Source organism: Mesorhizobium sp. B3-1-7, from assembly GCF_006439385.1.
Classification (GTDB): Bacteria; Pseudomonadota; Alphaproteobacteria; order Rhizobiales; family Rhizobiaceae; genus Mesorhizobium.
On the sequence record NZ_VFTL01000012.1, the window covers coordinates 112,947 to 137,738 of the forward strand.

The 24,792-nt window shown below is 64.0% G+C and carries 24 protein-coding genes; 18 read left to right on the forward strand and 6 right to left on the reverse strand.

Annotated elements, in window-relative coordinates:
- Positions 1 to 2: 2 nt before the first annotated feature.
- From pcaF to FJ417_RS12480, 3 genes are read right to left on the reverse strand one after another with little or no spacing between them, the layout of a single operon-like run.
- On the reverse strand, positions 3 to 1,208 hold the full coding sequence (gene pcaF, locus FJ417_RS12470) for a 3-oxoadipyl-CoA thiolase (protein ID WP_140783639.1): 1,206 nt from the start codon (positions 1,206 to 1,208) through the stop codon (positions 3 to 5).
- Positions 1,209 to 2,012 carry a CoA-transferase subunit beta gene (locus FJ417_RS12475; protein WP_140783640.1) on the reverse strand — a complete coding sequence of 268 codons (804 nt, stop codon included), beginning with the start codon at positions 2,010 to 2,012 and terminating at the stop codon, positions 1,209 to 1,211. It abuts the gene before it with no gap.
- Entirely contained in the window at positions 2,009 to 2,866 is an 858-nt protein-coding gene (locus FJ417_RS12480; RefSeq protein WP_140783641.1) for a CoA transferase subunit A, read from the reverse strand. Before FJ417_RS12480 ends, FJ417_RS12475 begins: the two co-directional genes overlap by 4 nt.
- A 106-nt stretch (positions 2,867 to 2,972) precedes the next feature.
- On the opposite strand from FJ417_RS12480, the gene FJ417_RS12485 reads away from it, so the two are divergent.
- Positions 2,973 to 3,743, forward strand: coding sequence for an IclR family transcriptional regulator C-terminal domain-containing protein (locus FJ417_RS12485; protein ID WP_140783642.1), 771 nt, complete (start codon positions 2,973 to 2,975; stop codon positions 3,741 to 3,743).
- 127 nt (positions 3,744 to 3,870) lie between these two features.
- Here FJ417_RS12485 and FJ417_RS12490 read toward each other — a convergent pair whose 3' ends face one another.
- The gene (locus FJ417_RS12490) at positions 3,871 to 4,734 is read right to left on the reverse strand and encodes an HNH endonuclease signature motif containing protein (RefSeq protein ID WP_140783643.1); all 864 of its coding nucleotides are present in this window, start codon (positions 4,732 to 4,734) and stop codon (positions 3,871 to 3,873) included.
- A 271-nt stretch (positions 4,735 to 5,005) separates the two neighbouring features.
- Between FJ417_RS12490 and FJ417_RS12495 the strand changes: the two genes are divergently transcribed.
- The 7 genes from FJ417_RS12495 to FJ417_RS12525 are packed head-to-tail and all read left to right on the forward strand — an operon-like array spanning position 5,006 to position 11,600.
- Entirely contained in the window at positions 5,006 to 5,731 is a 726-nt protein-coding gene (locus tag FJ417_RS12495; RefSeq protein WP_140783644.1) for a GntR family transcriptional regulator, read from the forward strand.
- Positions 5,732 to 5,733: 2 nt separating this feature from the next.
- Positions 5,734 to 6,765 carry an ADP-ribosylglycohydrolase family protein gene (locus FJ417_RS12500; protein WP_140783645.1) on the forward strand — a complete coding sequence of 344 codons (1,032 nt, stop codon included), beginning with the start codon at positions 5,734 to 5,736 and terminating at the stop codon, positions 6,763 to 6,765.
- Positions 6,762 to 7,730 carry a PfkB family carbohydrate kinase gene (locus FJ417_RS12505; protein WP_140783646.1) on the forward strand — a complete coding sequence of 323 codons (969 nt, stop codon included), beginning with the start codon at positions 6,762 to 6,764 and terminating at the stop codon, positions 7,728 to 7,730. Before FJ417_RS12500 ends, FJ417_RS12505 begins: the two co-directional genes overlap by 4 nt.
- A 39-nt stretch (positions 7,731 to 7,769) precedes the next feature.
- Complete coding sequence (locus FJ417_RS12510) at positions 7,770 to 8,849, forward strand: ABC transporter substrate-binding protein (RefSeq protein WP_140783647.1); 1,080 nt, start codon at positions 7,770 to 7,772, stop codon at positions 8,847 to 8,849.
- 26 nt (positions 8,850 to 8,875) lie between these two features.
- Positions 8,876 to 9,745: an ABC transporter permease gene (locus tag FJ417_RS12515; protein WP_140783648.1), complete on the forward strand. Its 870-nt coding sequence runs from the start codon at positions 8,876 to 8,878 to the stop codon at positions 9,743 to 9,745.
- Complete coding sequence (locus FJ417_RS12520; protein WP_140783649.1) at positions 9,745 to 10,533, forward strand: ABC transporter permease; 789 nt, start codon at positions 9,745 to 9,747, stop codon at positions 10,531 to 10,533. The genes FJ417_RS12515 and FJ417_RS12520 overlap by 1 nt, the downstream gene beginning before the upstream one ends.
- Complete coding sequence (locus tag FJ417_RS12525) at positions 10,533 to 11,600, forward strand: ABC transporter ATP-binding protein (RefSeq protein WP_140783650.1); 1,068 nt, start codon at positions 10,533 to 10,535, stop codon at positions 11,598 to 11,600. The genes FJ417_RS12520 and FJ417_RS12525 overlap by 1 nt, the downstream gene beginning before the upstream one ends.
- Here FJ417_RS12525 and FJ417_RS12530 read toward each other — a convergent pair.
- Complete coding sequence (locus FJ417_RS12530) at positions 11,597 to 12,565, reverse strand: DMT family transporter (RefSeq protein ID WP_140783651.1); 969 nt, start codon at positions 12,563 to 12,565, stop codon at positions 11,597 to 11,599. The genes FJ417_RS12525 and FJ417_RS12530 overlap by 4 nt on opposite strands.
- 94 nt (positions 12,566 to 12,659) lie before the next feature.
- Here FJ417_RS12530 and FJ417_RS12535 point away from each other — a divergent pair, with 94 nt between their 5' ends.
- Positions 12,660 to 13,553 carry a LysR family transcriptional regulator gene (locus FJ417_RS12535; protein WP_140783652.1) on the forward strand — a complete coding sequence of 298 codons (894 nt, stop codon included), beginning with the start codon at positions 12,660 to 12,662 and terminating at the stop codon, positions 13,551 to 13,553.
- Between the two features lie 29 nt (positions 13,554 to 13,582).
- Here FJ417_RS12535 and FJ417_RS12540 read toward each other — a convergent pair whose 3' ends face one another.
- Entirely contained in the window at positions 13,583 to 14,611 is a 1,029-nt protein-coding gene (locus tag FJ417_RS12540) for a LacI family DNA-binding transcriptional regulator (protein WP_140640061.1), read from the reverse strand.
- A gap of 352 nt (positions 14,612 to 14,963) precedes the next feature.
- On the opposite strand from FJ417_RS12540, the gene FJ417_RS12545 reads away from it, so the two are divergent.
- The 9 genes from FJ417_RS12545 to FJ417_RS12585 all read left to right on the forward strand — a co-directional run bounded on the left by FJ417_RS12545 (position 14,964) and on the right by FJ417_RS12585 (position 24,790).
- Entirely contained in the window at positions 14,964 to 16,577 is a 1,614-nt protein-coding gene (locus FJ417_RS12545; RefSeq protein ID WP_140783653.1) for an extracellular solute-binding protein, read from the forward strand.
- A gap of 81 nt (positions 16,578 to 16,658) precedes the next feature.
- A complete protein-coding gene (locus FJ417_RS12550) occupies positions 16,659 to 17,519 on the forward strand; it encodes a carbohydrate ABC transporter permease (protein WP_140783654.1) in 861 nt (286 codons plus the stop codon).
- Positions 17,516 to 18,472, forward strand: a complete 957-nt coding sequence (locus tag FJ417_RS12555; RefSeq protein ID WP_140783655.1) for a sugar ABC transporter permease — start codon at positions 17,516 to 17,518, stop codon at positions 18,470 to 18,472. Before FJ417_RS12550 ends, FJ417_RS12555 begins: the two co-directional genes overlap by 4 nt.
- Positions 18,469 to 19,554 carry an ABC transporter ATP-binding protein gene (locus FJ417_RS12560; protein WP_140783656.1) on the forward strand — a complete coding sequence of 362 codons (1,086 nt, stop codon included), beginning with the start codon at positions 18,469 to 18,471 and terminating at the stop codon, positions 19,552 to 19,554. Before FJ417_RS12555 ends, FJ417_RS12560 begins: the two co-directional genes overlap by 4 nt.
- A gap of 3 nt (positions 19,555 to 19,557) precedes the next feature.
- A complete protein-coding gene (locus FJ417_RS12565; RefSeq protein ID WP_140783657.1) occupies positions 19,558 to 20,619 on the forward strand; it encodes an ABC transporter ATP-binding protein in 1,062 nt (353 codons plus the stop codon).
- A 35-nt stretch (positions 20,620 to 20,654) separates the two neighbouring features.
- Positions 20,655 to 21,743: a Gfo/Idh/MocA family oxidoreductase gene (locus FJ417_RS12570; RefSeq protein WP_140783658.1), complete on the forward strand. Its 1,089-nt coding sequence runs from the start codon at positions 20,655 to 20,657 to the stop codon at positions 21,741 to 21,743.
- Positions 21,744 to 21,804: 61 nt separating this feature from the next.
- Positions 21,805 to 22,719: a sugar phosphate isomerase/epimerase gene (locus FJ417_RS12575; RefSeq protein WP_140783659.1), complete on the forward strand. Its 915-nt coding sequence runs from the start codon at positions 21,805 to 21,807 to the stop codon at positions 22,717 to 22,719.
- A 61-nt stretch (positions 22,720 to 22,780) separates the two neighbouring features.
- Positions 22,781 to 23,725: a substrate-binding domain-containing protein gene (locus FJ417_RS12580; protein ID WP_140783660.1), complete on the forward strand. Its 945-nt coding sequence runs from the start codon at positions 22,781 to 22,783 to the stop codon at positions 23,723 to 23,725.
- 60 nt (positions 23,726 to 23,785) lie between these two features.
- A complete protein-coding gene (locus tag FJ417_RS12585; RefSeq protein ID WP_140783661.1) occupies positions 23,786 to 24,790 on the forward strand; it encodes an ABC transporter permease in 1,005 nt (334 codons plus the stop codon).
- Positions 24,791 to 24,792 lie beyond the last annotated feature (2 nt).

Below are 24,792 nucleotides of genomic sequence, written 5' to 3' on the forward strand. Positions count from 1 at the left end.
GGTCAGATTCCCTCCAGTGCGATGGCGATGCCCTGGCCGACGCCGATGCACATGGTGGCCAAAGCCAGCTTGCCGCCGCGCTCGCGCAGTTCGAGCGCCGCGGTACCCGTGATGCGCGCGCCGGACATGCCGAGCGGGTGGCCAAGCGCGATCGCGCCGCCATTGGGGTTCACATGCTCCGCCTTCTCGGAAATTCCGAGTTGGCGGAGCACGGCGATGCCCTGGGAGGCGAAGGCTTCGTTCAATTCGACGACGTCGAATTGTTCGGGTGTCAGGCCGAGGCGGGCGCAAAGCTTCTTCGTGGCGGGCGCCGGTCCGATGCCCATGATGCGCGGCGCCACACCGGCGACGGCACTGCCGAGGATACGGGCGATCGGCGTCAGGCCATGCTTCTTCGCGGCTGCCTCGGACGCGATGATGAGGGCGGCAGCGCCGTCATTGACGCCGGAAGCGTTGCCGGCGGTGACGCTGCCGCCCTGGCGGAACGGCGTCGGCAGTTTGGCCAGCGTCTCAATGGTGGTGCCCGCGCGGGGGTGTTCGTCCTTCACGACGATGATCGCGTCGCCTTTCCTCTGCGGGATGGTCACCGGCGCGATCTCCTTCGCCAACCGGCCGTTGGCTTGCGCGGCGACCGCCTTGTCCTGGCTGCGTACCGCGAAGGCGTCCTGGTCGGCTCTGCTGACGGAAAAATCCTCGGCGACGTTCTCGCCGGTCTCCGGCATGGAGTCGACGCCATACAGCTTCTTCATCAGCGGGTTGACGAAGCGCCAGCCGATGGTGGTGTCGTAAATCTCGGCATTGCGCGAGAAGGCCGTGTCGGCCTTCGGCATGACGAAGGGCGCGCGGCTCATCGATTCGACGCCGCCGGCAATCATCAGCTCGGCCTCGCCTGATTTGATGGCGCGCGCGGCGATGGTGACGGCATCCATGCCCGAGCCGCACAAACGGTTGACGGTCGAACCTGGAATGTCCTGCGGGAGGCCGGCAAGCAGCAGCGCCATGCGCGCCACATTGCGATTGTCCTCGCCGGCCTGGTTGGCGCAGCCATAGACGACGTCATCGACGGCCGCCCAGTCGACGCCGGCATTGCGCCCGACCAGCGCCTTCAACGGAATCGCGCCGAGATCGTCGGCCCGGACGGAGGACAGTGCGCCGCCGAAGCGGCCGATGGGCGTGCGGATGTAATCGCAGATGAAGGCTTCGGTCATCTAGGCAGCTTTCCCTTTGGCGGCCCCTTGATGCGCCGCCTTGGTGCGGGCCTGCAGGTCGCGCAATGTCTTCAGCTCGAGTTCCGTCGGTGCCGGCGTCTCGTCAAGGGCCTGCGCGAACTTGACCGTCCAGCCACAGGTTTCCTGCACCTGCTCGCGGCTGACGCCCGGATGCAGCGAGACGACGGTGAATTCCTTGGTCGCCGGGTCCGGCTTCCAGATGGCGAGGTCGGTGATCAGCAAAGTCGGGCCGGCCGTGTCGATGCCGAGGCGCTTGCGGTGGTCGCCACCGTCGCCATGGCCGAAGGAGGTGAAGAAGTCGATCTTCTCGACCATGCCGCGCTTCGACTGCGCCATGGTGATGTAGACCTGCCTCGACGAGGTGGCGATCTCCGGCGCACCGCCGCCGCCGGGCAGGCGGGTCTTGGGATGCGCATAGTCGCCGATGACGGTGGTGTTGATGTTGCCGAATTTGTCGAGCTGGGCGGCGCCCAGGAAGCCGATCGAGATGCGGCCGCCCTGCAGCCAGTAGCGGAACATCTCCGGCACCGCGACGGTGGTGACCGCCGTCTCGCACAACTCGCCGTCGCCGATCGACAGCGGCAGCACGTCGGGCGCCGTGCCGATGGTGCCGCTCTCATAGATCAAGGTGATATCCGGCGCATGCGTCAGCCGCGCGATGTTGCAGGCGGCCGACGGTGCACCGATGCCGACGAAGCAGACATCGTCGCTTTTCAGGGCGCGGCTGGCGGCGATCGTCATCATCTCGTTTGGGGTGACGCCCATATCCTTCGCGTCGCTCATGCGGCTTTCCTCAGATGCTCGACGCGACCGGCAAAGTCGTCCGCGCTGCTCTCGATGACGTTCTTCTGGATCCAGGCTTGGAAGCGGTCGCGGTCGGCGGCGATCTCGTCCCATTCCAGATAGGCGGCGTTGTCGCGCTCGTAGTAGCCATGCGCGTAGGAGGGGTGCGAGCCGCCCGGCACGACCGAGATCGCCGCGATCGTCCAGTTCGGCAGCACGGTAAGATTGGGGTGGAGGTCATCGAAATTGTCCACGACTTCCTCGACCGTCACCACGGCGCGCTTTGCGGCAAGAACGGCCTCCTTCTGGATGCCGATAATGCCCTCGACCAGCACGTTGCCTTTCCGGTCCGCCTTCTGCGCATGGATGAAGGTGACATCGGGCCGGATCGCCGGAACGGCGGCAAGCACCTCGCCGGTGAAGGGGCAGGTCACGGATTTGATGCTCGGATTGACCGCGGCGAGACCGGCGCCGCGATAGCCGCGAAACACCGCGCAGGGCAGGCCGGCGGCGCCCGCCTCATAGGCATTGGCCATTCCGGCATGGCTGTGTTCCTCGACCTCGATGGCGCGGGGAAAGCCGTTCTCAATGGCGTCGCGGGCACGCCTGAGCAGGCCGACGCCCGGATTGCCGACATAGGAGAAGACGACCTTCTTCGCCATGCCCATGCCGATCATCTGGTCGTAGATCAGGTCGGGCGTCATGCGGATCAGCGTCAGCTCGCGAAAACCCTGGCGGATCGCCTCATGCGCGGCGGCGGTTGGGATCAGATGCGTGAAGCCCTCGAAAGCGACGGTGTCGCCGTCATGCAGATTCTCCGCGACCGCCTCTTTCAGCGGCAGGAACTTGGCCATCTCCGGGCTCCGTGGTGCAAAAAGTTCGTATTGCGAACATGTGTTTTGTATGAGATACTTTTAGCTCCAACCTTTGCATTGAGTCAACGCCGGCCTGGAGGCGCTCGTGGAAGAGGAAGCAATTTCACGCGACCATGTCGGTTCGCTGGAGCGTGGCCTGGCGGTGATGGAAATCCTCGCGCGCCATCCGGCCGGCATGACGCTGACCGAGATGGCAGAGGAGGCGGATCTCACGCGCGCGGGGGCCAGGCGCTTTCTGCTGACATTGGTCGCGACGGGTTATGCGACGCAATCCGGCCGGCTGTTTTCGCTGTCGCCGCGCCTTTTGACCGTCGCGCGGACCTGGCTCGGCGGTGCTTCGCTCTGGAGCTTCGCGGCGCCTGTCATGCGCGAGGTGGCCGGCAAATTCGACGAAGCCTGCAACGCAGCCGTGCTGTCGGGCGAAGACGTCGTCTATGTGGCGCGCATCCCTGGACGGCGTATCCTGAGCGTGGCGCTCGATGTCGGCACGCGGCTGCCGGCCTATTGCACGTCGATGGGGCGGGTGCTGCTTTCCGGCCTGCCGACGGATGACTTGAAGACTTTCCTTGCTGAAGCGTCCATCGAGCGGCGGACGCCGAAGACGATCACCGGCCGCGCCGCGCTCGGCAAGGCCATAAACAAGGCGAGGGCGGAGGGCTTCGCCATCGTTGACGAGGAACTGGAGCTCGGCCTGCGCTCGATCGCGGTTCCGATCGTCGATCGCGCCGGCCGCACCGTCGCCGCCATCAACGTCTCGACGCAGTCGGCGCGTTTCTCGGTCGAGGCGATGGAGCGCGACATCCTGCCGGTGCTGCGCAGCGCCAAGCGGCGGGTCGAGGAATTTTTCTTCGTTTGAAATACGGGTTTCGTCGCTGGTCGACCAATTGTCGGAAGTCGGCGCTGCCCCTCATCGCCCCCAAAAAGAAATTGCATGGCGGAACTGACTCGCATCCGCCGTTTGCACAAGTCCTTTCTGACACCCATCAGGGTGCAAAAAGGTCATCATCCTCTGTTGCAAGCTGTTTTTCGGTTCTTGCTATTAGAGTGCTTCCATCCGCGCCGCGGTAGACCTCGCCCCCCATCGCCGGGAGCCCTGACATGAATTCCCTGAGGTCGCTCTCTTCGCCGCACAAGGCCATTACGCGGTAGTTTTCATTCCATTCTGTAGCCAGCGACCACATCTGCTTGTCCGGATGCTTGCGGATTGCCAACCGAAAGTGCCCGCTTGCGGTGGTGAAAACCAGTTGCGGCTCCCAACTGCGAGTGCGAGCCATAAACGCCCGCGCGACATCATTCCCCCAGTCTCTCTTAGAGACGGCTTGGATTTCGGCATATACGCCTGGTAGCTCCGGCCCGCATCCATCTCCTGGATTGAAGGTGAGATAGAAGAAGAATGCCCGGAAATGGTAGGCGGCGAGGTCGAACGCCCGCTCGGGCGAGATGACAGCTTGGCCGGTAAAGTTGAAGGTGACCGAAACACCCTTCGCGAGCTCGCCTTTCACAACAAGGTTCGGCTGGCTATCTCCTACGGCCTTTCCAGTGTGTCGACTGCTGGCCTTTGTGGCCTTATGGGCGGCGTCTTTTGCCAGTTGAGGATGGGATCCAAAATGCTGGCCAGAAACGTCAGGCTGCATGGTTATCGCGGATATATCGTCTTCGAGGTCGGCTTTGTTGCCGTTGCAGTTATCGCACGCCTTCAGGATCAGGTTCCATTGATTTTCCAGCGTTCCCTTGGGAACGAACTTTCGGCCGACGACGTGTTCTGTACTTTCGTTCCCCGGTGATAGATCGATCCGGCAGTAGGGGCAAACCCGGTTGCGCAGTATGACGACCCTGTTGGATGGCATTCATGGAAACCTTGTGGGATGCCCAGCACCGTTACCGCTATTTTCGCCCAACGTCTTGGCAGATTTTTTCATGCGACTCCGCCCGGCTGGTTGTGGTGCTCGTAACGAAGTCGTGCAATTTCAGCCCTGACTGCTAGCCAAAGCCTTCGGACAGTTCCCTGCGTGCTGCCCGTCAAGAGGCCGCTAACGCCGCTCACCACGAACTCGTTGACTCCATCTCTCTTTTCTAATATTGAACAGGATTATACAGGTTCATTGAACAGGTATCGATATGGCCCGTCGCGCGATGCAGCTCACTCCCGGCACGGGCAAGCCCGAGCAGATCGCGACGGTTCTGGAGCATGAGATACGCTCCGGCCTGCTCGGTTTCGGCGACCGCCTGCAGAGCGAAAACGAGCTCGTTCAGCGCTTCTCCGTCAGCCGCAACACGGTCCGCAAAGGGCTCGAGGAACTGTCGAGCCGCGGGCTGATCACCACCAAGGTCGGCATCGGCTCCTTCGTCACCTTCGACGGCATGCCGGTCGATGACGCGATCGGCTGGTCGCGCGCGCTTGCCAATGCGGGCGCCAATGCCGAGACCCGCACATTGCGGCTCGAGATCATCGAGGACGCGGAACTGGCGGCCAGGCTCGGCGTCGCGAGCTCGTCCTTCATCGCGGTCGACCGCGCCCGCACCAATGCCGATGACGGCCATGCAATCTCGATCGAACGCAGCCGTCTGCCGCTGTCGCCCGAATTGGAAGACATACCCCTGCGCGGCTTGCGCGAAGGCACGCTGCACCAGACGCTGCGCGGGGCAGGGCTGGTGCCCGATCACGGCGAGGAGTGGGTCGATATCGAGATGCTGAGCGCGGCCGACGCCGCGATCCTCGCCTGCGCGCCCGGCACGCCGTTCCTGCGCACACGCCGCCTGACGCGCGCCGCCGACGGGCGCGCCATCGAATTCGTCACCAGCCTGCTCAACCCCGCGCATTTCGCGCTTCACCTGGAGTTCTGAGCATGGCGGCCGACGCGATTGATCGGGCAATGGGCACACTGATCGGCGGGGCGCTGGGCGATGCGCTGGGCATGCCGACGCAGCTTCTGTCGCCGGCCCGCATCGCCGAGCTCTACGGTCATGTCGAGGATTTCGTCGCGCCTGCCGCCGATCATCCGGTGTCGAAGGGACTGCCGGCCGGCGCGATCACCGACGACACCGAGCAAGCGCTGCTGCTTGGCCGCATCCTGGTCGAGTCCGGCGAGCGTTTCAACCATGCGCGCTGGGTCAGCGCGCTGCTCGACTGGGAGCGCGACGTCAAGGCGCGCGGCAGCTACGACCTGCTTGGACCATCGACCAAGCGCGCCATCGACGCCATCAACAGCGGCGTGCCGGCAGAAGAGGCCGGACGCAGCGGCGACACCAATGGCGCGGCAATGCGCATCGCGCCGGTCGGCATCATGATGCCGCCGGAGCCGCTCGACGCGCTCGTCGCAAAGGTGGCGCAGACATGCCGGGCCACGCACAACACCTCGATAGCCATTGCCTCGGCTGCGGCGGTCGCCGCCGTGGTCAGCCTCGGTGTTTCGGGTGGCGACTGGCGGGCCGCTTCCGGCCATGCCGCCGCGGCTGCAAGACTGGGTGCGGCGCTCGGCCATTGGGTCACCGGCGGCGACATCGCCGCGCGCATTCTCTGGGCGCAGTCGCTTGTCCGCGGCAAGGCGGAGAAGGAAGCAATCAAGCTGATCGTCGACCTGGTCGGCACGGGCGTCGCCAGCCAGGAATCGGTGCCGGCGGCATTCGCAGTGCTGGAGGTCGCGCAAGGCGATGCATGGCGGGCTGCGGTGATCGCGGCCAATCTCGGCGGCGACACCGACACGATCGGGGCGATTGCCGCCGGCATGGCCGGCGCCTGCGCCGGCCTGTCGAGACTGCCGCAGGATCGCATCCCCGAATTGCATGGCATCGACATCGCGGATGTCCGCGCGCTGGTTGGGGATCTGGTCGCGGCCCGGACGGCCAAGACCGGTCCAGGCAAGGAGAACGCGGCGTGAGTGGGCGGCTCGTCCATGTCGGCAGCGCGGTGGTCGACTATGTCTACCGCATCGAGGCCTTGCCGGCGGCCGGCACGGAAAAGACCGCGTCAGCTTACGCGCGCGTCGCCGGCGGCGGCTTCAACATGATGGTCGCGGCAAGCCGCAGCGGCATGAAGGTGGTATTCGGCGGCCAACTCGGCACCGGGCCGGACGGAGACTTCCTGCGCGCCGCCTTCGCGGCAGAAGGCATCGAGGCGCTGACGCCGCCGTCGCCCCTCATGGATAGCGGCAATTGTGTTGCCATGATCAGCAGCGACGCGGAGCGAACCTTCGTCTCGTGGCCGGGCGCCGAGAGCCGGCTCACGCTCGACATGATGGCGCCCGTCCACGTCGTTCCAGGCGATTGGGTTTTCACCTCCGGCTATACGCTGAGCTATCCCGGCAGCCGTGACGCGCTCACCGACTGGATCGAGGGGCTGCCGGCCGACATTCCTTTGGTCTTCGATCCGACGCCGGTGATCGCCGATATTCCGCGGCCGATCCTGGACAGGGTGCTGGGGCGCGCGACCTGGCTGAGCTGCAACACCGACGAGGCCGCAGAGATTGCCGGCGCCGGTGACGCCCAAACCGTCGCCATCCGGTTGCTCGCCGAGCATTGCCCCAGAGCCGAAGGCGTCGTCATCCGGGCCGGCGCGCATGGCTGCCTGGTGCGCATGGCCGACGGCGGTACCCGCGCGGTGCCCGGCTTCGAGGTGGAGGCCGTCGATACCAATGGCGCCGGCGACACGCATATCGGCGCCTTTGTCAGTGGCCTGTCGCACGGCATGCGCCCTTGCGAGGCGGCCCGTTACGCCAACGCCGCCGCGGCCCTTTCCGTCACCCGCCATGGCGGGTCTTCGGCGCCGACCGATGAAGAGATCCAGGAGTTCCTAACCCAGCGCGGCGCAGCGACGGCCGCGCTTGGCCGAGCGGAAGCGACTTAACAAGCCCGTCAATCGGGCAAACAATGAGAGGAAAATACCATGCGCATGCCCAGACTGACCGCTTTTCTGACGGCCACCGCCGTCTTCGTCTCCGCATTCACGGTTTGTGTATTCCCTTTGGCAGCACAAGCGGCCGAGGAAGTGCATGTGCTCAACTGGAAGGGCTATGGCGCCGACGAGCCGTGGGCGGTCGCCAATTTCGAGAAGGCGACCGGCTTCAAGGTGGTCAACGACTTCTTCAACTCCGAACAGGAGATGCTGACCAAGATCCGCACCAATCCCGGTCTCTACGACGTCGTCATGATCAATGCCGCCTTCAACGATCAGGCGATGGCCGGTAAGCTGATCCAGCCGATCGACGTCTCGAAGCTTTCCAATTACGCCGACATCGCCAAGGACAAGGCCGGCTCGCCGATGCTCAACCATGACGGCAAGGTCTATGGCGTGCCGTGGGTCTGGGGCCTGACCGCTCTCGCCATCAATGACAAGTCCTTTGACAAGCCGCCGACGAGCATCGCCGAGATGTGGAACCCGGCGCATAAGGGCCGCGTCATCATCCGCGACGACGCCGTCGAGGCGGTGCAGTTCGGCGCGCTCGCTTCGGGGCAGAACATCAACGACATCAAGGATATGGAAGCGGTCAAGGCGAAGCTCACCTCGCTGATGCCGCAGATCAAGACCTTCTGGAGTTCGGAAAACGACTGGAACCAGATGGTCGCTTCCAACCAGATCGATATCGGCACCTATTGGAGCGGTTCGGCCGATCGCGCCAAGACGCATTTCAAGCTGCCGGTCTCGCTGGTCATCCCGCAGGAAGGCTCGGTCGCCTGGCTGGATGCGTTCTCGATTCCCGTCGGCTCCAAGAACGTCGCCGGAGCCGAGGCCTTCATCAACTACATGATCGACCCGAAATTCTATGTCGAGTGGGTCACCAAGGTCGGCGCGCCGGTTTCGGCCAACACCAAGGCGGTCGATGCGCTGCCGGAGGACGCCTTCAACCGCAAGGTCATGGGCAGCCCGGACGTCGCCAAGCGCATCCAGTTCCAGGCGCCGATCACCGACGAGCAGCGCGAGAAATACCTGGCGCTGTGGCAGGAGCTGAAGGTCAACGTGAAGTAATTACGTCTTTCGGGGAGGAGAGGCAAATGGCTGACCAGCTTGCGATCGGTTCGCGGCGCGGACTGAAGCCGGCCCTGCCGCTTCTCCTTCCCGCCTATCTGTGGCTGACGGTGGCGATCTTCCTGCCGCTGTCGGCCATGGTGTTCTTCTCCTTCATGACCGACCTGCCGCTGGCAGGCAAGGAATGGGCCTTCACCCTCGGCAATTACGCGGCCTTCTTTTCGCAGAGCCTCTATTCGCGGCTGCTGCTTTCATCGCTGCGTCTCGGCCTCGAAGTGACGCTGTGGTGCGTCGTCATCGGCTATCCGGCGGCCTATGTGCTGGCCAAGGTGCTCAAAGGGCGCAGCCGCGAGGCGATCTTCCTGCTCGTCATCCTGCCGTTCTGGTCAAACGGACTGGTGCGGATATTCTCCTGGGCCATGGTGCTGCGCGAAGGCGGCATCCTCGACACAGCGCTCAACGCGGTGCTGCCGTTCAAGATCAACATCGATCTCATGTATTCCTATCCGGCCGTCATCATCGGCCTGGTGCACTCTTATGTGCCCTACATGGTGCTGACCTGCTACCTCACGCTGCAGGCCATCGACGACTCGCTGATCGAGGCGGGACGCTCGCTCGGCGCCTCGCGGCGGCAGGTACTGTGGCGGGTCATCATCCCGCTGTCGATGCCGGGCCTGATCGCGGGCTCAGCGCTCATCTTCGTGCCGGTCGTCGGCTCCTTCATGGAGCCGCGAATCCTCGGCGGCCGCACCGGCACCTTCTACGGCACCGTCATCGAGGACCAGTTCGTCGCCGTGTTCAACTGGCCCTTGGGCGCCGCGCTCTCCTTCATCCTGCTCGCGGTCGTGCTGATCATCCTGGCGCTGGCGGCGCCGGTCCTGCGGAGGGCCGGCTGATGGCGACGACACGCATCCTCGAATGGATCGGGCGCTTCTACATCGTGCTTCTGCTCGGCTTCCTCTACCTGCCGATCGTCATCATGGCGGCGATGTCCTTCAACGCCTCGCCCTTCTACCAGCTGCCGTTCGAGTGGACGACGGACTGGTACGCCTCGCTCTGGCAGAACGACCAGTTGATCGCGGCGACCTGGAACAGCATCGAGATCGCCGTCATCACCACTTTGGTCTCGACCGTGCTGGGCTCGATGGCCTCGCTGGCGCTCTACCGCTACGAGTTCCGCGGCAAGAAAGTGCTGCAGGCACTGCTCTTCCCGCCGATCGCCATTCCGTGGCTGATCACTGGCACGGCGATGCTGATCTTCTTCTTTGGCGTCGGCATCGGTCGTGGGCTTATCGCCATCCTGCTCGGCCATGTCGCGCTGGCGCTGCCTTATGTCATCGTCGTCGTCTCCGCCCGGCTGCAGACTTTCGCGCCTGAGCTGGAAGAAGCGGCGCGCTCGCTAGGCGCCAACCAGTGGCAGGTGACCATGCGCGTGACCTTGCCCTGGATCATGCCCGGCGTGATCGCCGGCGGGCTGTTCGCCTTTGCCGTGTCGTTCGACCAGTTCGTCGTTTCGTATTTCCTGTCGACGCCCGGCCAGACGACGCTGCCGGTCGAAATCTACGCCGCGATCCGCAAGGGCTTCACGCCCGAGATCAACGCGGTGTCGACGATCATCATCGTGGTGTCGATGGCGCTGATGCTGCTCACGGCGCGCTTCTTCAAATTCGGCGGAGAAAAATGATGGCTGGCGTCCAGGTCGCGAACGTCTCCCGCAGTTTCGGCGCGCACAAGGCGCTGGACGACGTGTCGATCGATTTCGCCGATGGCGGCTTCTACGCGCTGCTCGGGCCATCGGGGAGCGGCAAGACCACGCTGCTGCGCCAGATCGCAGGCTTCGATTTTCCGGACGCCGGCCGCATCGCCATCGGCGGCGAAAGCGTCGAGCGCGTGCCGGTCGAAAAGCGCCGCATCGGCATGGTGTTCCAGAACTATGCGCTGTTCCCGAATATGAGCGTCGCCGACAATGTCGCCTTCGGCCTCTCGGTGCGCGGCGAGGCGAAGGCGACGATCGCTTCGGAGGTTCAGCGCGCGCTCGATCTCGTGCAACTCGGCAAGCTCGGCGGGCGCAAGCCGCACCAGCTCTCCGGCGGCCAGCGCCAGCGCGTGGCGCTGGCGCGGGCCATCGTCACCAAGCCGCGCGTGCTCTTGCTCGATGAGCCGCTCGGCGCGCTCGACAAGGCGCTGCGCGTCGACATGCAAATCGAGCTGAAGCGCATCCAGCGCGAGATCGGCATCACGACCATCTTCGTCACGCACGATCAGGAAGAGGCGCTGACGATGAGCGACCGCATCGGCATCCTGCGCGACGGCAGGCTGGTGCAGGAAGGACCGCCGGAGGAGATCTACGATCGGCCGCAAAGCGAGTTCGCCGCGACCTTTCTCGGCGACGCCAATATTTTTCGCGGCGATGCGACCGGCTCCGGGATCAAGCTGCCGGACGGCACGACGATCGCGGCATCGACAGGCGCATCGGTGCCGGCCGGGGCCAAGGCGAGTTGCGCGGTCCGGCCCGAACGCATCCGGATTTCGACCGGCGCGGGGAAGGCTGATGAAGGCAACGCGAACACGCTCAAGGGACAAGTCTCGAAACGCATCTTTGCCGGCAACAACAGCACCTATTTCGTCGACCGCGATGGCCAGACGCTGAAAGTGATCGTCCAGAACACGGGCGCCGAGCGGCTTGCCGAAGGTCAGCCCGTAGTTCTTAGCTGGTCGCCGGACAGCACGGTGCTTATCGCTTTGAACTAGGATCGCGGTTGCTCGTTGACCGGGCCCGATATTCCCGATCGGGCGGTTGCGCTTGCCGTGCCGTCCGCTGAGGGCTTGATGCAAAGTACCGACACGCCGGCAAGGGCAATCAATATCATTCCGGCGACAGTCGTCCGGCCGGGGACCTCGTTGAAGAACACATAGCCCCAGAATGCAGCGAAGATCAAATAGGCGTAGTCGAATGTGGCGATGATCTGGGGTTTGGGCGATTGATAGGCACGAGCCAAACCTATGCTCACAGCAATGATCAGGGCCGCGAGGATGACGATGATCCGCCACTCCCGCGGCCCCATGGCGGCCCAGTTTCCGAACAGAAATGGATAGGCTGGCCAAGGGCCGGCGAGCCCGATGGCGAGGCTCGCGATACACCCGGCGATAAGCAGCGTTGCGTTCAGCCACAACGCCATGGTCATTGGCGTTTCACCAGCACATTTGGCGCGTGTGAGAACCGCCGCGATTGCATAGAGGAGTGCGGCGGCGACCGGTATCAGCGGCAGTGGCGAGAAACCGCCCGCCGTCGGGCGTACAATCAAAAGGACGCCGGCGAACCCCATTGCGATGCCCACCCAATGAAGCAGTGCGATGCGCTCACCAAGGACGAGCGATGACAGCAGCACGATGAACAAGGGCGCCGTGTAAAGAGACGCAGCGATAACAGAGAGGTCGAGGATCGGGATCGCTGCGTAGATCGCCAGATACATCAGCAGCAACGCTCCGCTGCGGAGCGCTACCCAACCAGGAGCCGACGGCCAGACCGCACCGCGTGTGAGCAGGAGCAGGATTGGAAACGCGATCGAGGAGCGCAGCACGTAAATCTGCCAGAGTGTCAGACTGGCGCTGGAGAATTTTACGAAGGCGTCGGTCAGCGCCATCGCAAACACGGTCATGAGAATGACGATCACACCAGTGACAGGCAGAGATCGTTCTGTCGGTTGGGCAGCCATCTGTCGTCTCCCGTCATGGTTTCCCAGTCTTGCAGCTGTTGATCGGTGCGAATAGGCAGCATAATATGATCAGTATGATTGGTCATATTAATCAATGCCGCGAGTAGAGCTGTCAGGATTGCAGACTTTTTTGGCGATCGCCGAGCATGGGTCGCTGCGTTCGGCAGCGCGCGTGCTCGGCGTAAATCCACCGGCGGTCTCCCTGCAGCTAAAGGCCTTTGAAGACCGGCTCGGCATTGCGCTGTTCACCCGCAGCACCCGATCCGTCATGATGACCAATGCTGGGCGGGCGCTCTTCCTGAGCACGCGTCATCTGATAGGGGCAATCGAAGAAGCTCTGGACACCGCGCGCGAGACCGGCAAGGCGCGATCAGGTCAACTGCGCGTCACTCTCCCTTACCGGGCATGGCAGTTGATCATCGCTCCCCGTTTGGCGGCGTTTGAAGCTGCCTATCCGCAAGTTGAACTGGACCTCTCGATAGATGAAGGCCTTACCGACATTGTTTCGCAAGGGTTCCATGCTGGAATTCGGCTCGGTGACCACCTGCAAGACGATATGATCGCGCGTCGCCTGACATCGCCGCTGAACGGCGCCTACGTTGCCGCTCCCGACTATCTGGATCGCCACGGGCATCCCATGCAACCGCGCGACCTGCTATCGCACAGCTGCATCCGACACCGACAGATATCCTCGGGGCGGATCGCCGAGTGGCGTTTCCAAGTCGATGGCAGTGAGATTTCCGTGGATGTCTCGGGGAGACTTGTCCTGAATGATCTGCGCACCGTCGTAGAGGCGGCAAGGCAAGGCCTGGGTATCGGCTGGTCGCTGCGTGCCGGTGTTGCCGAGGATCTGCGACGAGGGGATCTTGTGGAAGTCTTGCCGCAATACAGCCTGCGGCGTCCGGGCTTCTTTGTGTTTTTTCCGAAATCGCTGGGCCGGCTCGGTCTGCTCAGGGCCTTTGTCGATCATTTCGGATCGGAGGCCTGACAGGACTTGTAAAGACGCGTTCCTATACCTCAAATCTCCGGGATGCTCTCGCGGAAGATCACCTGCAGCCGCGGCTGGTGGAGCTCGTAGGGCAACCCCCTGACCGAGTGGGACAGGATGTTGAGCGCCTCCCTGGCCTCGACGCGCGGGTTCTGGTCGATCACCGCGTCGAGCGTGCCGTCGAGCAGCAGTTCCTTGGTGCCGTCCGTCACCTCATGGCCGAGGAAGATGATCTCTTTGGCGCGTCCGCGTTCCTTCAGCGCGCGGGCGATGCCGGTGTTGCCGGCGCCGACATTGTAGATCGCGGCGAGGTCGGGGTGGCGCTCGAGCAAAGCGGAAGCCTCCGAATAGGCTTTTTCGCGGTCGTCGAGCATTTCACGCATCTCGACGATCTCGAGGTTGGGGGACTCTTCGGCGAGGATATGGCGGAAACCCATCTCGCGTTCCTCATGGCCGCGATAGGCGAGCGAGCCTGCGAACAGCGCCACCTTGCCCGGACGTCCGGCACCCATGAAGCGGTTGAGAAGATAGCCGGCCAACCGCCCAGCAGCGCGATTGTCGATGCCGATATAGGCGACCCGCGGCACATGCAGGATGTCGGAGGCGATGGTGACGACCTTGATGTCGCTGGCCGACAGCGAGCGGATTGCCTCGCGCACCGTCGGATGGTCGAGCGCGATCACGCCGACGCCTTGCGTCTGGCCATGCAGGTCCTGCAGCAGGCGGGCGAGCCGGTCGGGGTTGAAGCCTTCGATGGTCGTCACGCGGACGTCGAGATCGGGCCGCGTCAGCGCCTGCGCCTCGATGTGCCGGTGCAGCAGCTTGATGAAGGAGTTGGTGCCGGCGGGCAGCGCGAAGTCGAGCCTGATCGTCTGTCCCGGCGCGGTTCGCTGCGGCACGCCGTTCGGCGTCTCGGCGATATAGCCAAGGCGCTGCGCCATCTCGATGACGATCTCGCGCGTGCGGGCCCGCACGCCTGGCCGATTGTTGAGCACACGGTCGACCGTGGCCGGAGAAACGCCGGCTTCCCGGGCTATGTCTGTCAGGGTTGACCGCACGTCGAGCGCCTCATCGCAAGCATCAAAATCACGCAGCTTCCACTCAGTTCCGGAAAGCGCCTCGGCGGCGACCGTGATTCTGATGTGAAATGATGTAACCGCCCTTGGCTTGCGCGCAAGCCGGCGCGCTACATAAGGCGGCGAAGGTCCGGCCAAGGCGGTCGGATCGAGGCGAAAGCCCCTCAAATCCAAGCAATGGGTGCGATGTGACGGGTTCGGCGGACTGCATTTTCTTCCTCAATTGCGATCTTATGACGTGTTTTGAGTATTTATGATGTTGACAGGCTTCACGCGCTGTCGTCAATATCCCTCACGTGGGCCATGGAGGAACAGGCCCCGAGGGAGGAATTCGATGTCTCATTTGATCCGCATGTCGCGGCGCCGCCTGCTGGCGTCCGGAGGAAAGGCGGCGGTGTTTGTCGCCGCGACTGGTATTGCACCGCAGTTCATTCGTCCCGGCCGCGCCTTCGCGGCGGATGCGCTGGCGCCCGGCATGATCGGCGGGCCGACCGGCTTCGACGGCGCCGAACGCTACCAGTACGGACCCGACACGCCGGAAGGGCGTGCGGTCGAGGCTGCCAAGGCCCTGAAGGCGGCCGGCAAGGCGCCGGCGAAGATCGTGCTTGGCCTCTCCGACGGCTCGATCGGCCAGCTGACCAAGCCGTTCCCGGCCGGCGCGCCGTCGATCAAGGACCTGTGGGAGAAGGAAACCGGCATCCAGATCGAGATCGTCGGCCTGCCGAACGGCCAGGAATTCACCAAGACGATGCAGGACATCTCCACCAAGGGTGGGGCCTACGACATCTATTCGACCGAATGGAACCGCCTCGGCGATCTCGCCGAAACCGGCGGCATCGCCAAGCTCGACGACTTCGTCGCCAAGCACAAGCCGGAATGGGACGACCCCAAGCAGGGTTACGTCAACGGCGCCAAGGGCGTGTCGCTGCTCAACCAGTATCGCGGCTCGACCTACGGCGTGTCGCTCGACGGCGACTTCCAGACCTGGGTCTACCGCACCGACCTGTTCGGCGACGCTGCCGAGCAGAAGGCGTTCAAGGACAAATACGGCTACGACCTTGCGCCGCCCAAGACCTGGAAGCGGCACAGCGATATCGCGGCCTTCTTCCAGCGGCCGGACAAGGGCTTGTTCGGCTCCACCGATCTGCGCAACCAGGGCTGGGGCTACACCAACTGGTACCAGCGCTATGTCTCGATGGCCTCGCCCAACCAGTTCCTGTTCGGCGACGACGGCAAGCCGCTGATCAATTCCGAGCAAGGCATCGCCGCCACCAAGGAATATGTGGATTCGCTGGCGCATCATTCACCGGACGCGATCTCGTGGGGCTGGCCGGAGCAGTATGGCAATTTCGCCAAGGGCGGTGCGGCGATGACCTGCGCCTTCTCCAACTTGCCGAAATTCCTCGACAATGCCGGCAACAAGGATTCCGCCGTCACCGGCAAGATCGGCTCGATGCTGCCGCCGGGACGCGAGATCGACGGCAAGCTGATCAGCCGCTCGGTGCTCTGGTTCTCGCTGACCGGCATGGTCTCGTCGCAGTCGAAGAATCCGGAAGCCGCCTATCTCTTGCTGCAGTGGCTGGGCTCGGCCCGCATCTATGCCTGGATGAGCGCCAATCCCGGTGGTTATCTCGATCCGTTCCGGCTCTCGGACTTTTCCGATCCACTGGTCCGCCAGACCTATCACGCCTACCACATGGACGTGGTGCGCGAGACTGTGGCGCGCACGGTGCCGACCATCAACTATCCGGGCGCGACGGCCTTCCACAACGCGCTCGACGAGAATCTTGTGGCCTCGCTGACCAAGGCCAAGACGCCGGAGCAGGCGATGGCCGACACCGAGCGGGAGTGGAAGAAGATCGCGCGGCGCATCGGCGAGGATAAGCTTCTCGAAGCCATCAAGACCAACAAGGAGGCATGGCCCACCGTTCTCGATCCGATCAGCTGATCCGTCTCCCTGGATCAGAAAAGGAGGGGAGGGGCGACTGCTCCTCCCCTTCGCCAGCAACGCCACCAGCAAAGCAGCCAGATGAAGCGTTCCGTTCCTTTCGAGATATTCCGCTATGCCGCGATCCTCGCGGCGATGGCGGTGACGCTGGTGCCGATCCTGTGGATGGTGTCGATGGCCTTCAAGCCGATCGGCGAATGGTCCGCGACGGGCGCCGACCTGACCTGGTGGCCAAAGCAGCCGACGCTCAGCAATTTCCGCTTCGTGTTCGGTGAATCCGACAACGACCTGATCGTCGCGCTCGACCACACGGCGCTGAAGCCGATCCTGTCGTCGCTGCTTTCGGCGGTGTTCGGGACCGCGATCGCCATGTCGGCCGGCACTGCCGCGGCCTACGGCCTGTCGCGCTTCGGCTCCGGCCAGAACCTGCCGCTGGCGCTGATCCAGCTCAGGCTATTTCCGCCGATGGCCGTCATGATCCCGGTGATGATCATGTGGGCATTTCTCAATCTCAACGACACATGGTGGGGGCTGGCGTTGATCTACGGCATCGTCACGCTGCCCTTCGCCTTCTGGCTGATGAAGACCTTCTTCGACGACATGCCGCGCGAGATCGAGGAGGCAGCGCTCGTCGAGGGCTGCTCGCGGCTGCGCGTCTTCACCCGCATCACGCTGCCGATGATGCGCGCGCCGCTGGCGAGCGCCGCGCTCTTCGTCTTCATCCTCAACTGGTCGGATTATCTCATCGCGTTGCTGCTCACCACGCGCGAATGGGTGACGGTTCCCGTCTACATGGCGTCGCTGTCGTCCTCGATGACCGGACAGCTCTACGGCGCCAAGGCCGCTCTCGGCCTGATCGCGGCGGTGCCGCCGGTGATCATGGGCATCGCCATCCAGCGCCACCTGGTGCGCGGGCTGACCTTCGGAGCGCTCAAGCAATGAGCGCGGTGACGGCGACGATTTCGGAGGACGAGATGGGCGCGCGGACAAAGCCCGCCACGCCTGACGAGGGCTCGCGGCTGGGCTTCCGACTGACCCTGCCGGCGCAGATCCTGGTGCTGTTCATCTCGGCCTTTCCGCTGCTGATGCAGCTCTACATCAGCGTCACCGACTGGTCGCCGCTGTCGGGCGTCGGCTGGTGGAACGCCTGGGGGATGTGGAACAGTTTCGCCAACTACACCGATCTCGCGGCCGACACCCGCTTCTGGAGCGCGCTGCAGCGCACGGCGATCGTCATGCTGGTTTGCGTGCCGGCGGAGTTCCTGCTGGGCCTGGCCCTGGCGACGCTGTTCGCCGACGAGTTTCCCGGCAAGCGCATCTTCTATTCGATCCTCTTGATGCCGATGATGGTCGTGCCTGCGGTCACCGGCTACATGTTCTTCATGCTGTTCCAGTCGGGCGGCCCGGTGAACGACATCCTGTCGCGGATCGTCGGCACGCCGGTGACGATCGCCTGGCTCTCCGATCCGAACCTGGCGCTGATCGCGGTCATGATCGCCGATATCTGGCAGTGGACGCCGCTGATGTTCCTGATCCTGCTCGCCGGCCTGGTCGGCGTGCCGGAGGATCAGATGAAGGCGGCGACGCTGCTCGGCGCCAATGCCTGGCAGCGCTTCACCACCATCGTGCTGCCGAAGATGAAGACGATCATCATCATCGCTCTGGCGATAAGGGTGATCGAGAACTTCAAGATCTTCGACACGCTCTACATCATGACCGGCGGCGGCCCCGGCGTCGCCACCGAGACGATCTCCGTCTACATCTACAAGGTCACCACGCAGGACCTGATCTGGGGCTATGTGGCGGCCATCGCTCTCGCCATCCTGATCGTGCTTTCGATCGTCGCGGTCTACGCCATGAAGCGCATGGCCAAGACACGGGAGGTGCCGGCATGAGCGCCATCCATCTTCAGAATCTCGTCAAGGAGTTCGGCGACTTCACCGCGCTGAAGACGATGGACCTCGACATCGCCGATGGCGAGTTCATGGCGCTGCTCGGGCCGTCCGGCTGCGGCAAGTCGACGACGATGAACATGATCGCCGGCATGGAGGAGCCGACCAGCGGCAAGATCCTGTTCGGCGAGCGCGACATGGCCGGCGTGCCGATGGGGCAGCGCGGCGTCGGCTTCGTCTTCCAGAACTACGCCATCTTCACCCATATGACGGTTCGGCAGAACCTCGCCTACGGGCCAACGATGCGCGGCGCCGCCAGCGCCGAGATCGATCGCCGCGTCGGCGCCATCGCCGAGATGCTGCAGTTGGCACCGCTGCTCGACCGCAAGGCGGACCGGCTTTCGGTCAACATCCTGCAACGCGTGGCGATCGGCCGCTCGGCGATCATGAAGCCGGCGATCTTCCTGCTCGACGAGCCGCTGTCCAATGTCGACGCCGCCTTCCGCGCGGTGATGCGCACCGAGCTCAAGCAGCTGCAGCGCCAGTTCAGGCAGACCATGGTCTATGTCACGCATGACCAGCTCGAAGCCATGACCATGGCGGACCGCATCGCGGTGATGGATCATGGCGTGCTGCAGCAGGTCGGCACGCCGCTCGAGGTCTACAACAATCCGGCCAATGTGTTTGTCGCCCGCTTCATCGGCGCGCCAGGCATGAACCTGCTCAAGGGCAGGCCGGCCGAGAGCGACCGCGGGCTGGTGATCGATCTCGGACCGCTCGGCGTCACGCCGCCCTTGCCCGATGAGATTGCGCCGCCAGTGCGAGCGACGCGAGGAGAGGTGCTCTATGGCTTCCGGCCGGAGCAGGTGGCGCTTGCCGAGCGCGGGCTGTCGATGCCGGTAAGCTTCGTCGAGCGGATCGGTGCCCGCACCATCGTCCATCTTGGCGAAGGCGAGAACGCGGTGAAGGCGGTGTTCGAGAACGATGTCGGGCTATCGATCGGACAGACGGCGGTCGTCGCGCCGCCGGCCTCGTCGGTACGCGTCTTCGACGCCGCGACCGGCCTCGCAGTGAAGGCGGGCTGAGCCATGGCCGATATCGTTTTCCGCAACGTTACGAAGCGCTACGGCACCACCCTTGCTGTCGCCGATGCTTCTTTCACCGTCAACGACAACGAGTTCTTCTGCTTCTTCGGCCCGCCGCTATCCGGCAAGTCGACGATCCTGCGCCTTGTGCTCGGCCTGGAAGTGCCGGATCAGGGCGAGATCCTGATCGGCGGCAAGCCGGTCAACAGCGTGTCGCCGGCCGAGCGCAACGTCGCCATGGTGTTCCAGAACCTGGCGCTGTTCCCGCATATGAGCGCGCGCGATAATGTCCGCTTTCCGCTGGTCGAGCGGAAGGTGGCCGAGGCCGAGATAGAGAAGCGGCTGGCCGACGTCGCGGCAAAACTCCACATCGGCCACATCCTGCACAAGCCGCCGGCGCAGCTTTCCGGCGGCGAGCGGCAGCGCGTGGCGATCGCGCGCGCTTTGGTGCGCGACCCGGCAGCCTATCTGATGGACGATCCGATCTCGGCGCTCGATGCGCGACTGCGCGAGGAGACGCGCGTCGAGCTGAAGCGCATCCAGCGCGAGCTCGGCAAGACGCTGATCTACGTCACGCATGACCAGGAGGAGGCGATGTCGGTCGCCGACCGCATGGCCATCCTGGAGAACGGCCGGATCCGGCAGATCGGCGCGCCGGAGGAAATCTACGATCGGCCGGCAAGCGCCTATGTGGCGCGCATGCTCGGCTCGCCGATGATGAACATCCTGCCGTCGGTGCGCGGCGTGGGTGGGGTCGAAGCGGCGGAAGGGGCAATACGCATCGCCGATGCCAAGGCGCCGGCCGAGGCGATCGAAATCGGACTCAGGCCGGAAGACCTCAAGGTCCGGCCCTGGACGGACAACGGGACGGTGGAAAGCCGCCCGGCGCGGGTGTTCGAGGTCGAGCCGCTCGGCGGCTACACCGTGGTGACGCTCGCGGCAGGGCAAGCGCGGCTTAGGGCACTGCTGCGCGGCCAGCCCGATATCAGGCCGGATGCGATGGTGACGATATCCTGCGAGCCGGGTCGCGTGCATTATTTCGGCCAGGATGGAGGCGCGCTGTGACGACGGCCGCGAGGAAAGAATTTCGGGAGGAAGAGATGGCAGGCAAAGGCTTCGAGCCGGACGTCAAGGTTCGCACCAGGGATTACAAAATCGGCTGCGTCGGCGCCGGCATGATCATGGCCGAGTGCCATCTGGCGGCTTACAAGGAAGCCGGCTTTCCGGTGGTGGCGATCGCCTCGCGCACCAAGGCGAATGCTGAGAAGGTCGCCACCCGCTGGGACATTCCGACCGTTCACGACACGCCGGAAAAGCTGATCGAGGATATCAACGTCGACATCATCGACCTGGCATTTCCGCCGGACCAGCAGCCGGCGCTGATCCGGCACGCGCTGAAGCAGAAGCATATCAAGGCGATCCTGGCGCAGAAGCCCCTGGCGCTGTCGGTCGAGGAAGCCGTCAAACTGCGCGACGAGGCGGTGAAGGCCGGCAAGATCCTATCGGTCAACCAGAACATGCGCTACGACCAGTCGATGCGCGTGTTGAAGCAGATCATCGACAGTGGCGCGCTCGGCGACATCGTCTTCGCGCAGATCGACATGCACGCGATCCCGCATTGGCAGACCTTCCTTCAGGGCTACGACCGGCTGACGCTCGCCAATATGAGCGTGCACCACCTCGACGTGCTGCGCTTCCTGTTCGGCGATCCGGACGAGATCACGACGCTTACGCGCAGGGACCCGCGTACTCAATTCGACCATTCCGACGGCATCACCGTGTCGACGCTGCGGTTCCCGTCGGGCGTGCTTGCCGTGTCGCTCGAGGACGTGTGGTCCGGCCCGCGCCAGAACGGCTACAAGGACGACCAACATATCAACTGGCGTGTCGACGGCACCAAGGGCGTCGCCAAGGGCACGATCGGCTGGCCGACCGGTGCCGCCTCGACGCTGACTTACGCTTCGGCCGAGACGACCGGCGGCGAATGGGTGAGCCCGAGCTGGGAAACGATGTGGTTCCCGCACGCCTTCATCGGCGTCATGGAGCAGTTGCAGCACGCGGTGAAGACCAGCACGCCGCCGGCGCTCTCCGTCGCCGACAACGTCAAGACCATGGCGCTGGTCGAGGCGGGCTACCGCTCGATGGCCTCGGGCCGCACGGTCAAGCTCTCCGAAATCCCGACAAACTGAATCAACCCAATCAACTGAAATTACTGGCAACTGAATCGCTTACAGGGAGGAATTCAAGATCATGATGCAGGCAGGTATTTTCACGGGCTATTTCCCGTACGGCCTCGAAGAGACGGCGCAAAAAATCCGCGGCCTCGGTTTCAACACGGTGCAGCTCGATCTCCATTTCAAGGATGTCGACCTGTCGGCCGGCCAGATCACCAAGGACAAGGCGAAGAAGGTGCGCGACACCTTCCGCGACCATAACCTGCCGGTCTGCTGCGTGTCGGGCTATACCAACATCATCCACCCGGACAAGGCGGAGCGCGAGAAGCGCGTCGGCTATCTCAAGGAGATCATCCGCAATGCGCGCCATTTCGGCTCGCCTTACGTGATCTCGGAGACCGGCACCTACAACACCGAGTCCGACTGGGTGCATCATCCGAAGAACAAGACCGAGGAAGGGTTCGAGGAATGCCGCAAGGTGATCGCCGACCTTGCACAGACGGCTTACGACCACGGCGCGGTGTTCCTGCTCGAAACCTATGTCAACAATGTCGTCGGCTCGGTCGAGGAGACGGTGAAGATGTTCGCGCAGGTCGACCATCCCGGCCTTGGCCTGCTGATGGACCCGACCAACTATTTCGAGACCCACAACATCGACCGGATGGACCAGATCCTCAACCAGGTCTTCGACACGCTGACCGACAAGATCAGAATAGCCCACGCCAAGGATGTGAAGCGCTCGGGCGACGACAAGTCTGAGAAGCATGCCGATATCGGCGACGCCGACGCGATGGAAAGCCACACCTTCCGCGGTGTCGGCGAAATCGAACTGCCGGCGCCGGGCCTCGGCTCGCTGAACTACGACCTCTATCTTCAGCGGCTCGCCGAAAAGCATCCGAACATCCCGATGATCATCGAGCATCTGTCGGAAGACGACGTGCCGCGCGCCAAGAAATTCCTCGACGGGAAGCTGCGCGCCAGCGGTCTGTGAGATCGCAGGGCGCCGCCCATTCCGGAGCGGCGCCTGCATTTGCAAGATAGGAGGAAACGAGATGTTGAAGTTTGGATTGAAGCTGGTCGCTACGGCGACGGTGCTTGCCGGCGTCGCGTTCGGCTCGGCGGCGCAGGCCGCTGACGGCCAGAAGACGTTCTATCTCTTGTCGCATGGCGGCCCGTCCGACGCGTTCTGGATCGACTGGAACGCCGGCGCGACCAAGGCCTGCGACCAGCTCAAGGTGACCTGCAAGATCTCTTTCAGCGGCGGCGACATGGCGGCCCAGAAAGAGGCTTTCAACTCGGCGCTGGCCGCCAAGCCGGACGGCATCGCCACGACGTCAGCGCAGCCCGGACTGTGGACCGAGGAAGTGAAGGCCGCCAAGGCTGCCGGCATACCGATCGTGTTCTTCAACACGGACGATCCGGCGACCGGCCGCCAGGCCTATATCGGCGCCGACCTCAAGGAAGCCGGCGCGATCTGGGCGAAATATCTCGTCGACCACAAGATGGTGAAGCAGGGCGACAAGGTGTTCCTGCCGGTCGAGGTTCCGGGCGCCAGCTACCAGCAGCTCGAGACGGAAGGCATCGCCAGCGTCTTCGATCCGCTTGGCATCAAATATGACGTGGTCGACTGCGGCACCGATCCGGCCGGCATCATCGCCAAGATGACCGACTACATGGTCGCCAACAATCCGCCGGCGATCATCGCGCTGGGCGATTCCGTGGCGGCCAGCGTCAAGCGGGTGTTCGACGGCGCCGGCATTCCGGCCGGCAAGATCCCGGTGGTCGGCTGGGGCAATTCCAAGGAGACGGCGCAGGCGGTGAAGGACGGCTTCGTCAACGCCGCCGCCTGGCAGTATCCCTCGGCGCAAGGCTTCATGCCGGTCGCGCTGCTCGGGCTTGCGGCTTCGGGCGAGCCGATCGGCTACGACATCCACACCTTCGGCCTCTACGACGCCTCCAGCGTCGAGCCGATCCTGAAGCTCTACGACAAGAAGTGAGGAACTGGCGCCCGCCGCGTGAGCGGCGGGCGCCACGCAGCAAGCATGGTTCAACAGGTCATGGCAGTCACCGCGGAAGACGGCGCACGAGGGGCAAGGAGCAGGTCGAGGCTGATGCGCTCGCCGCAATTCTCGTCTTTCGTCATTCTCATCATGCTTCTCGTGGTGTTCGGCGTCGCCGACAGCAATTTCCTGTCGCCGCTCAACATCTCCAACATGATGGCGTTCCTGCCGGAGCTCGGCATCATCGCGCTCGGCATGACGCTGCTTCTGACTGCCGGCGAATTCGACCTGTCGGTCGGCGCGGTGTTCGGCCTGGCGCCGGTGGTGGTGATGCTGCTGGTGCAGAACGCCGGCGTCGATATCGGCGTGGCGATGCTGGCCGGGCTTTTGCTGTGCATCGTCATCGGCGCGATCAACGGCGTGATCGTCACCAAGATCGGCATCTCGTCCTTCCTGGTGACGCTGTCGATGCTTTTGATCGTGCGGGGTGCGGCGCTCTACATCACGCAGGGCTTTCCGCTGAAGTCATGGGACCAGCCCGGGTTTTTCGTCACGCTGCTCGCCGGCAGCTTCAATGTCGGTTCGTTCCGCTTCTACACCTCGCTGTGGTGGTTCGTCGGCCTGTCGCTGCTTGCGATCTACATCCTGCGCTACGCCAAGCTCGGCAACTGGATCAGCGCCATCGGCTCCAACCGCAACGCGGCGGTGGCGCGCGGCGTGCCGGCCGACGCGGTCAAGATCTGGCTGTTCGTCCTGACCTCGGTGCTGGCCGGGCTCGCCGGCATGATCAGCGCCTTCCGCATTTCGGCGGCCTCGCCGGTGGCGGGAACCGGCTACGAGCTCGAAGTGATCGCCATGGTGGTGGTCGGCGGCACGGCGCTGACCGGCGGCCGCGGCACCATCCTCGGCACCATCGTCGGCGCGCTGATGCTGCGCGCGATCCGCAACGGCATCGTGCTCGTCGGCGTGCCCGGGCTCGCCTACAACATCTTCGTCGGCGTCATCATCCTCGCCATGCTCATCCTGCACGCACTGCTGCAGAAAAACACCGCAAGGAGCTGATG

Excerpts from the sequence above, each read along its gene's own strand:
- FJ417_RS12575 (WP_140783659.1), top strand. The coding sequence starts at position 21,805 with ATGATGCAGGCAGGTATTTTCACGGGCTATTTCCCGTACGGCCTCGAA.
- FJ417_RS12500 (WP_140783645.1), top strand. The coding sequence starts at position 5,734 with ATGGCGGCCGACGCGATTGATCGGGCAATGGGCACACTGATCGGCGGG.
- FJ417_RS12475 (WP_140783640.1), bottom strand. The coding sequence starts at position 2,012 with ATGAGCGACGCGAAGGATATGGGCGTCACCCCAAACGAGATGATGACG.
- FJ417_RS12555 (WP_140783655.1), top strand. The coding sequence starts at position 17,516 with ATGAGCGCGGTGACGGCGACGATTTCGGAGGACGAGATGGGCGCGCGG.
- FJ417_RS12550 (WP_140783654.1), top strand. The coding sequence starts at position 16,659 with ATGAAGCGTTCCGTTCCTTTCGAGATATTCCGCTATGCCGCGATCCTC.
- FJ417_RS12585 (WP_140783661.1), top strand. The coding sequence starts at position 23,786 with ATGGCAGTCACCGCGGAAGACGGCGCACGAGGGGCAAGGAGCAGGTCG.
- FJ417_RS12490 (WP_140783643.1), bottom strand. The coding sequence starts at position 4,734 with ATGCCATCCAACAGGGTCGTCATACTGCGCAACCGGGTTTGCCCCTAC.
- FJ417_RS12580 (WP_140783660.1), top strand. The coding sequence starts at position 22,781 with ATGTTGAAGTTTGGATTGAAGCTGGTCGCTACGGCGACGGTGCTTGCC.
- FJ417_RS12480 (WP_140783641.1), bottom strand. The coding sequence starts at position 2,866 with ATGGCCAAGTTCCTGCCGCTGAAAGAGGCGGTCGCGGAGAATCTGCAT.
- FJ417_RS12510 (WP_140783647.1), top strand. The coding sequence starts at position 7,770 with ATGCGCATGCCCAGACTGACCGCTTTTCTGACGGCCACCGCCGTCTTC.
- FJ417_RS12525 (WP_140783650.1), top strand. The coding sequence starts at position 10,533 with ATGGCTGGCGTCCAGGTCGCGAACGTCTCCCGCAGTTTCGGCGCGCAC.
- FJ417_RS12570 (WP_140783658.1), top strand. The coding sequence starts at position 20,655 with ATGGCAGGCAAAGGCTTCGAGCCGGACGTCAAGGTTCGCACCAGGGAT.
- FJ417_RS12545 (WP_140783653.1), top strand. The coding sequence starts at position 14,964 with ATGTCTCATTTGATCCGCATGTCGCGGCGCCGCCTGCTGGCGTCCGGA.
- FJ417_RS12495 (WP_140783644.1), top strand. The coding sequence starts at position 5,006 with ATGGCCCGTCGCGCGATGCAGCTCACTCCCGGCACGGGCAAGCCCGAG.
- FJ417_RS12515 (WP_140783648.1), top strand. The coding sequence starts at position 8,876 with ATGGCTGACCAGCTTGCGATCGGTTCGCGGCGCGGACTGAAGCCGGCC.
- FJ417_RS12530 (WP_140783651.1), bottom strand. The coding sequence starts at position 12,565 with ATGGCTGCCCAACCGACAGAACGATCTCTGCCTGTCACTGGTGTGATC.
- FJ417_RS12560 (WP_140783656.1), top strand. The coding sequence starts at position 18,469 with ATGAGCGCCATCCATCTTCAGAATCTCGTCAAGGAGTTCGGCGACTTC.
- FJ417_RS12565 (WP_140783657.1), top strand. The coding sequence starts at position 19,558 with ATGGCCGATATCGTTTTCCGCAACGTTACGAAGCGCTACGGCACCACC.
- FJ417_RS12535 (WP_140783652.1), top strand. The coding sequence starts at position 12,660 with ATGCCGCGAGTAGAGCTGTCAGGATTGCAGACTTTTTTGGCGATCGCC.
- FJ417_RS12520 (WP_140783649.1), top strand. The coding sequence starts at position 9,745 with ATGGCGACGACACGCATCCTCGAATGGATCGGGCGCTTCTACATCGTG.
- pcaF (WP_140783639.1), bottom strand. The coding sequence starts at position 1,208 with ATGACCGAAGCCTTCATCTGCGATTACATCCGCACGCCCATCGGCCGC.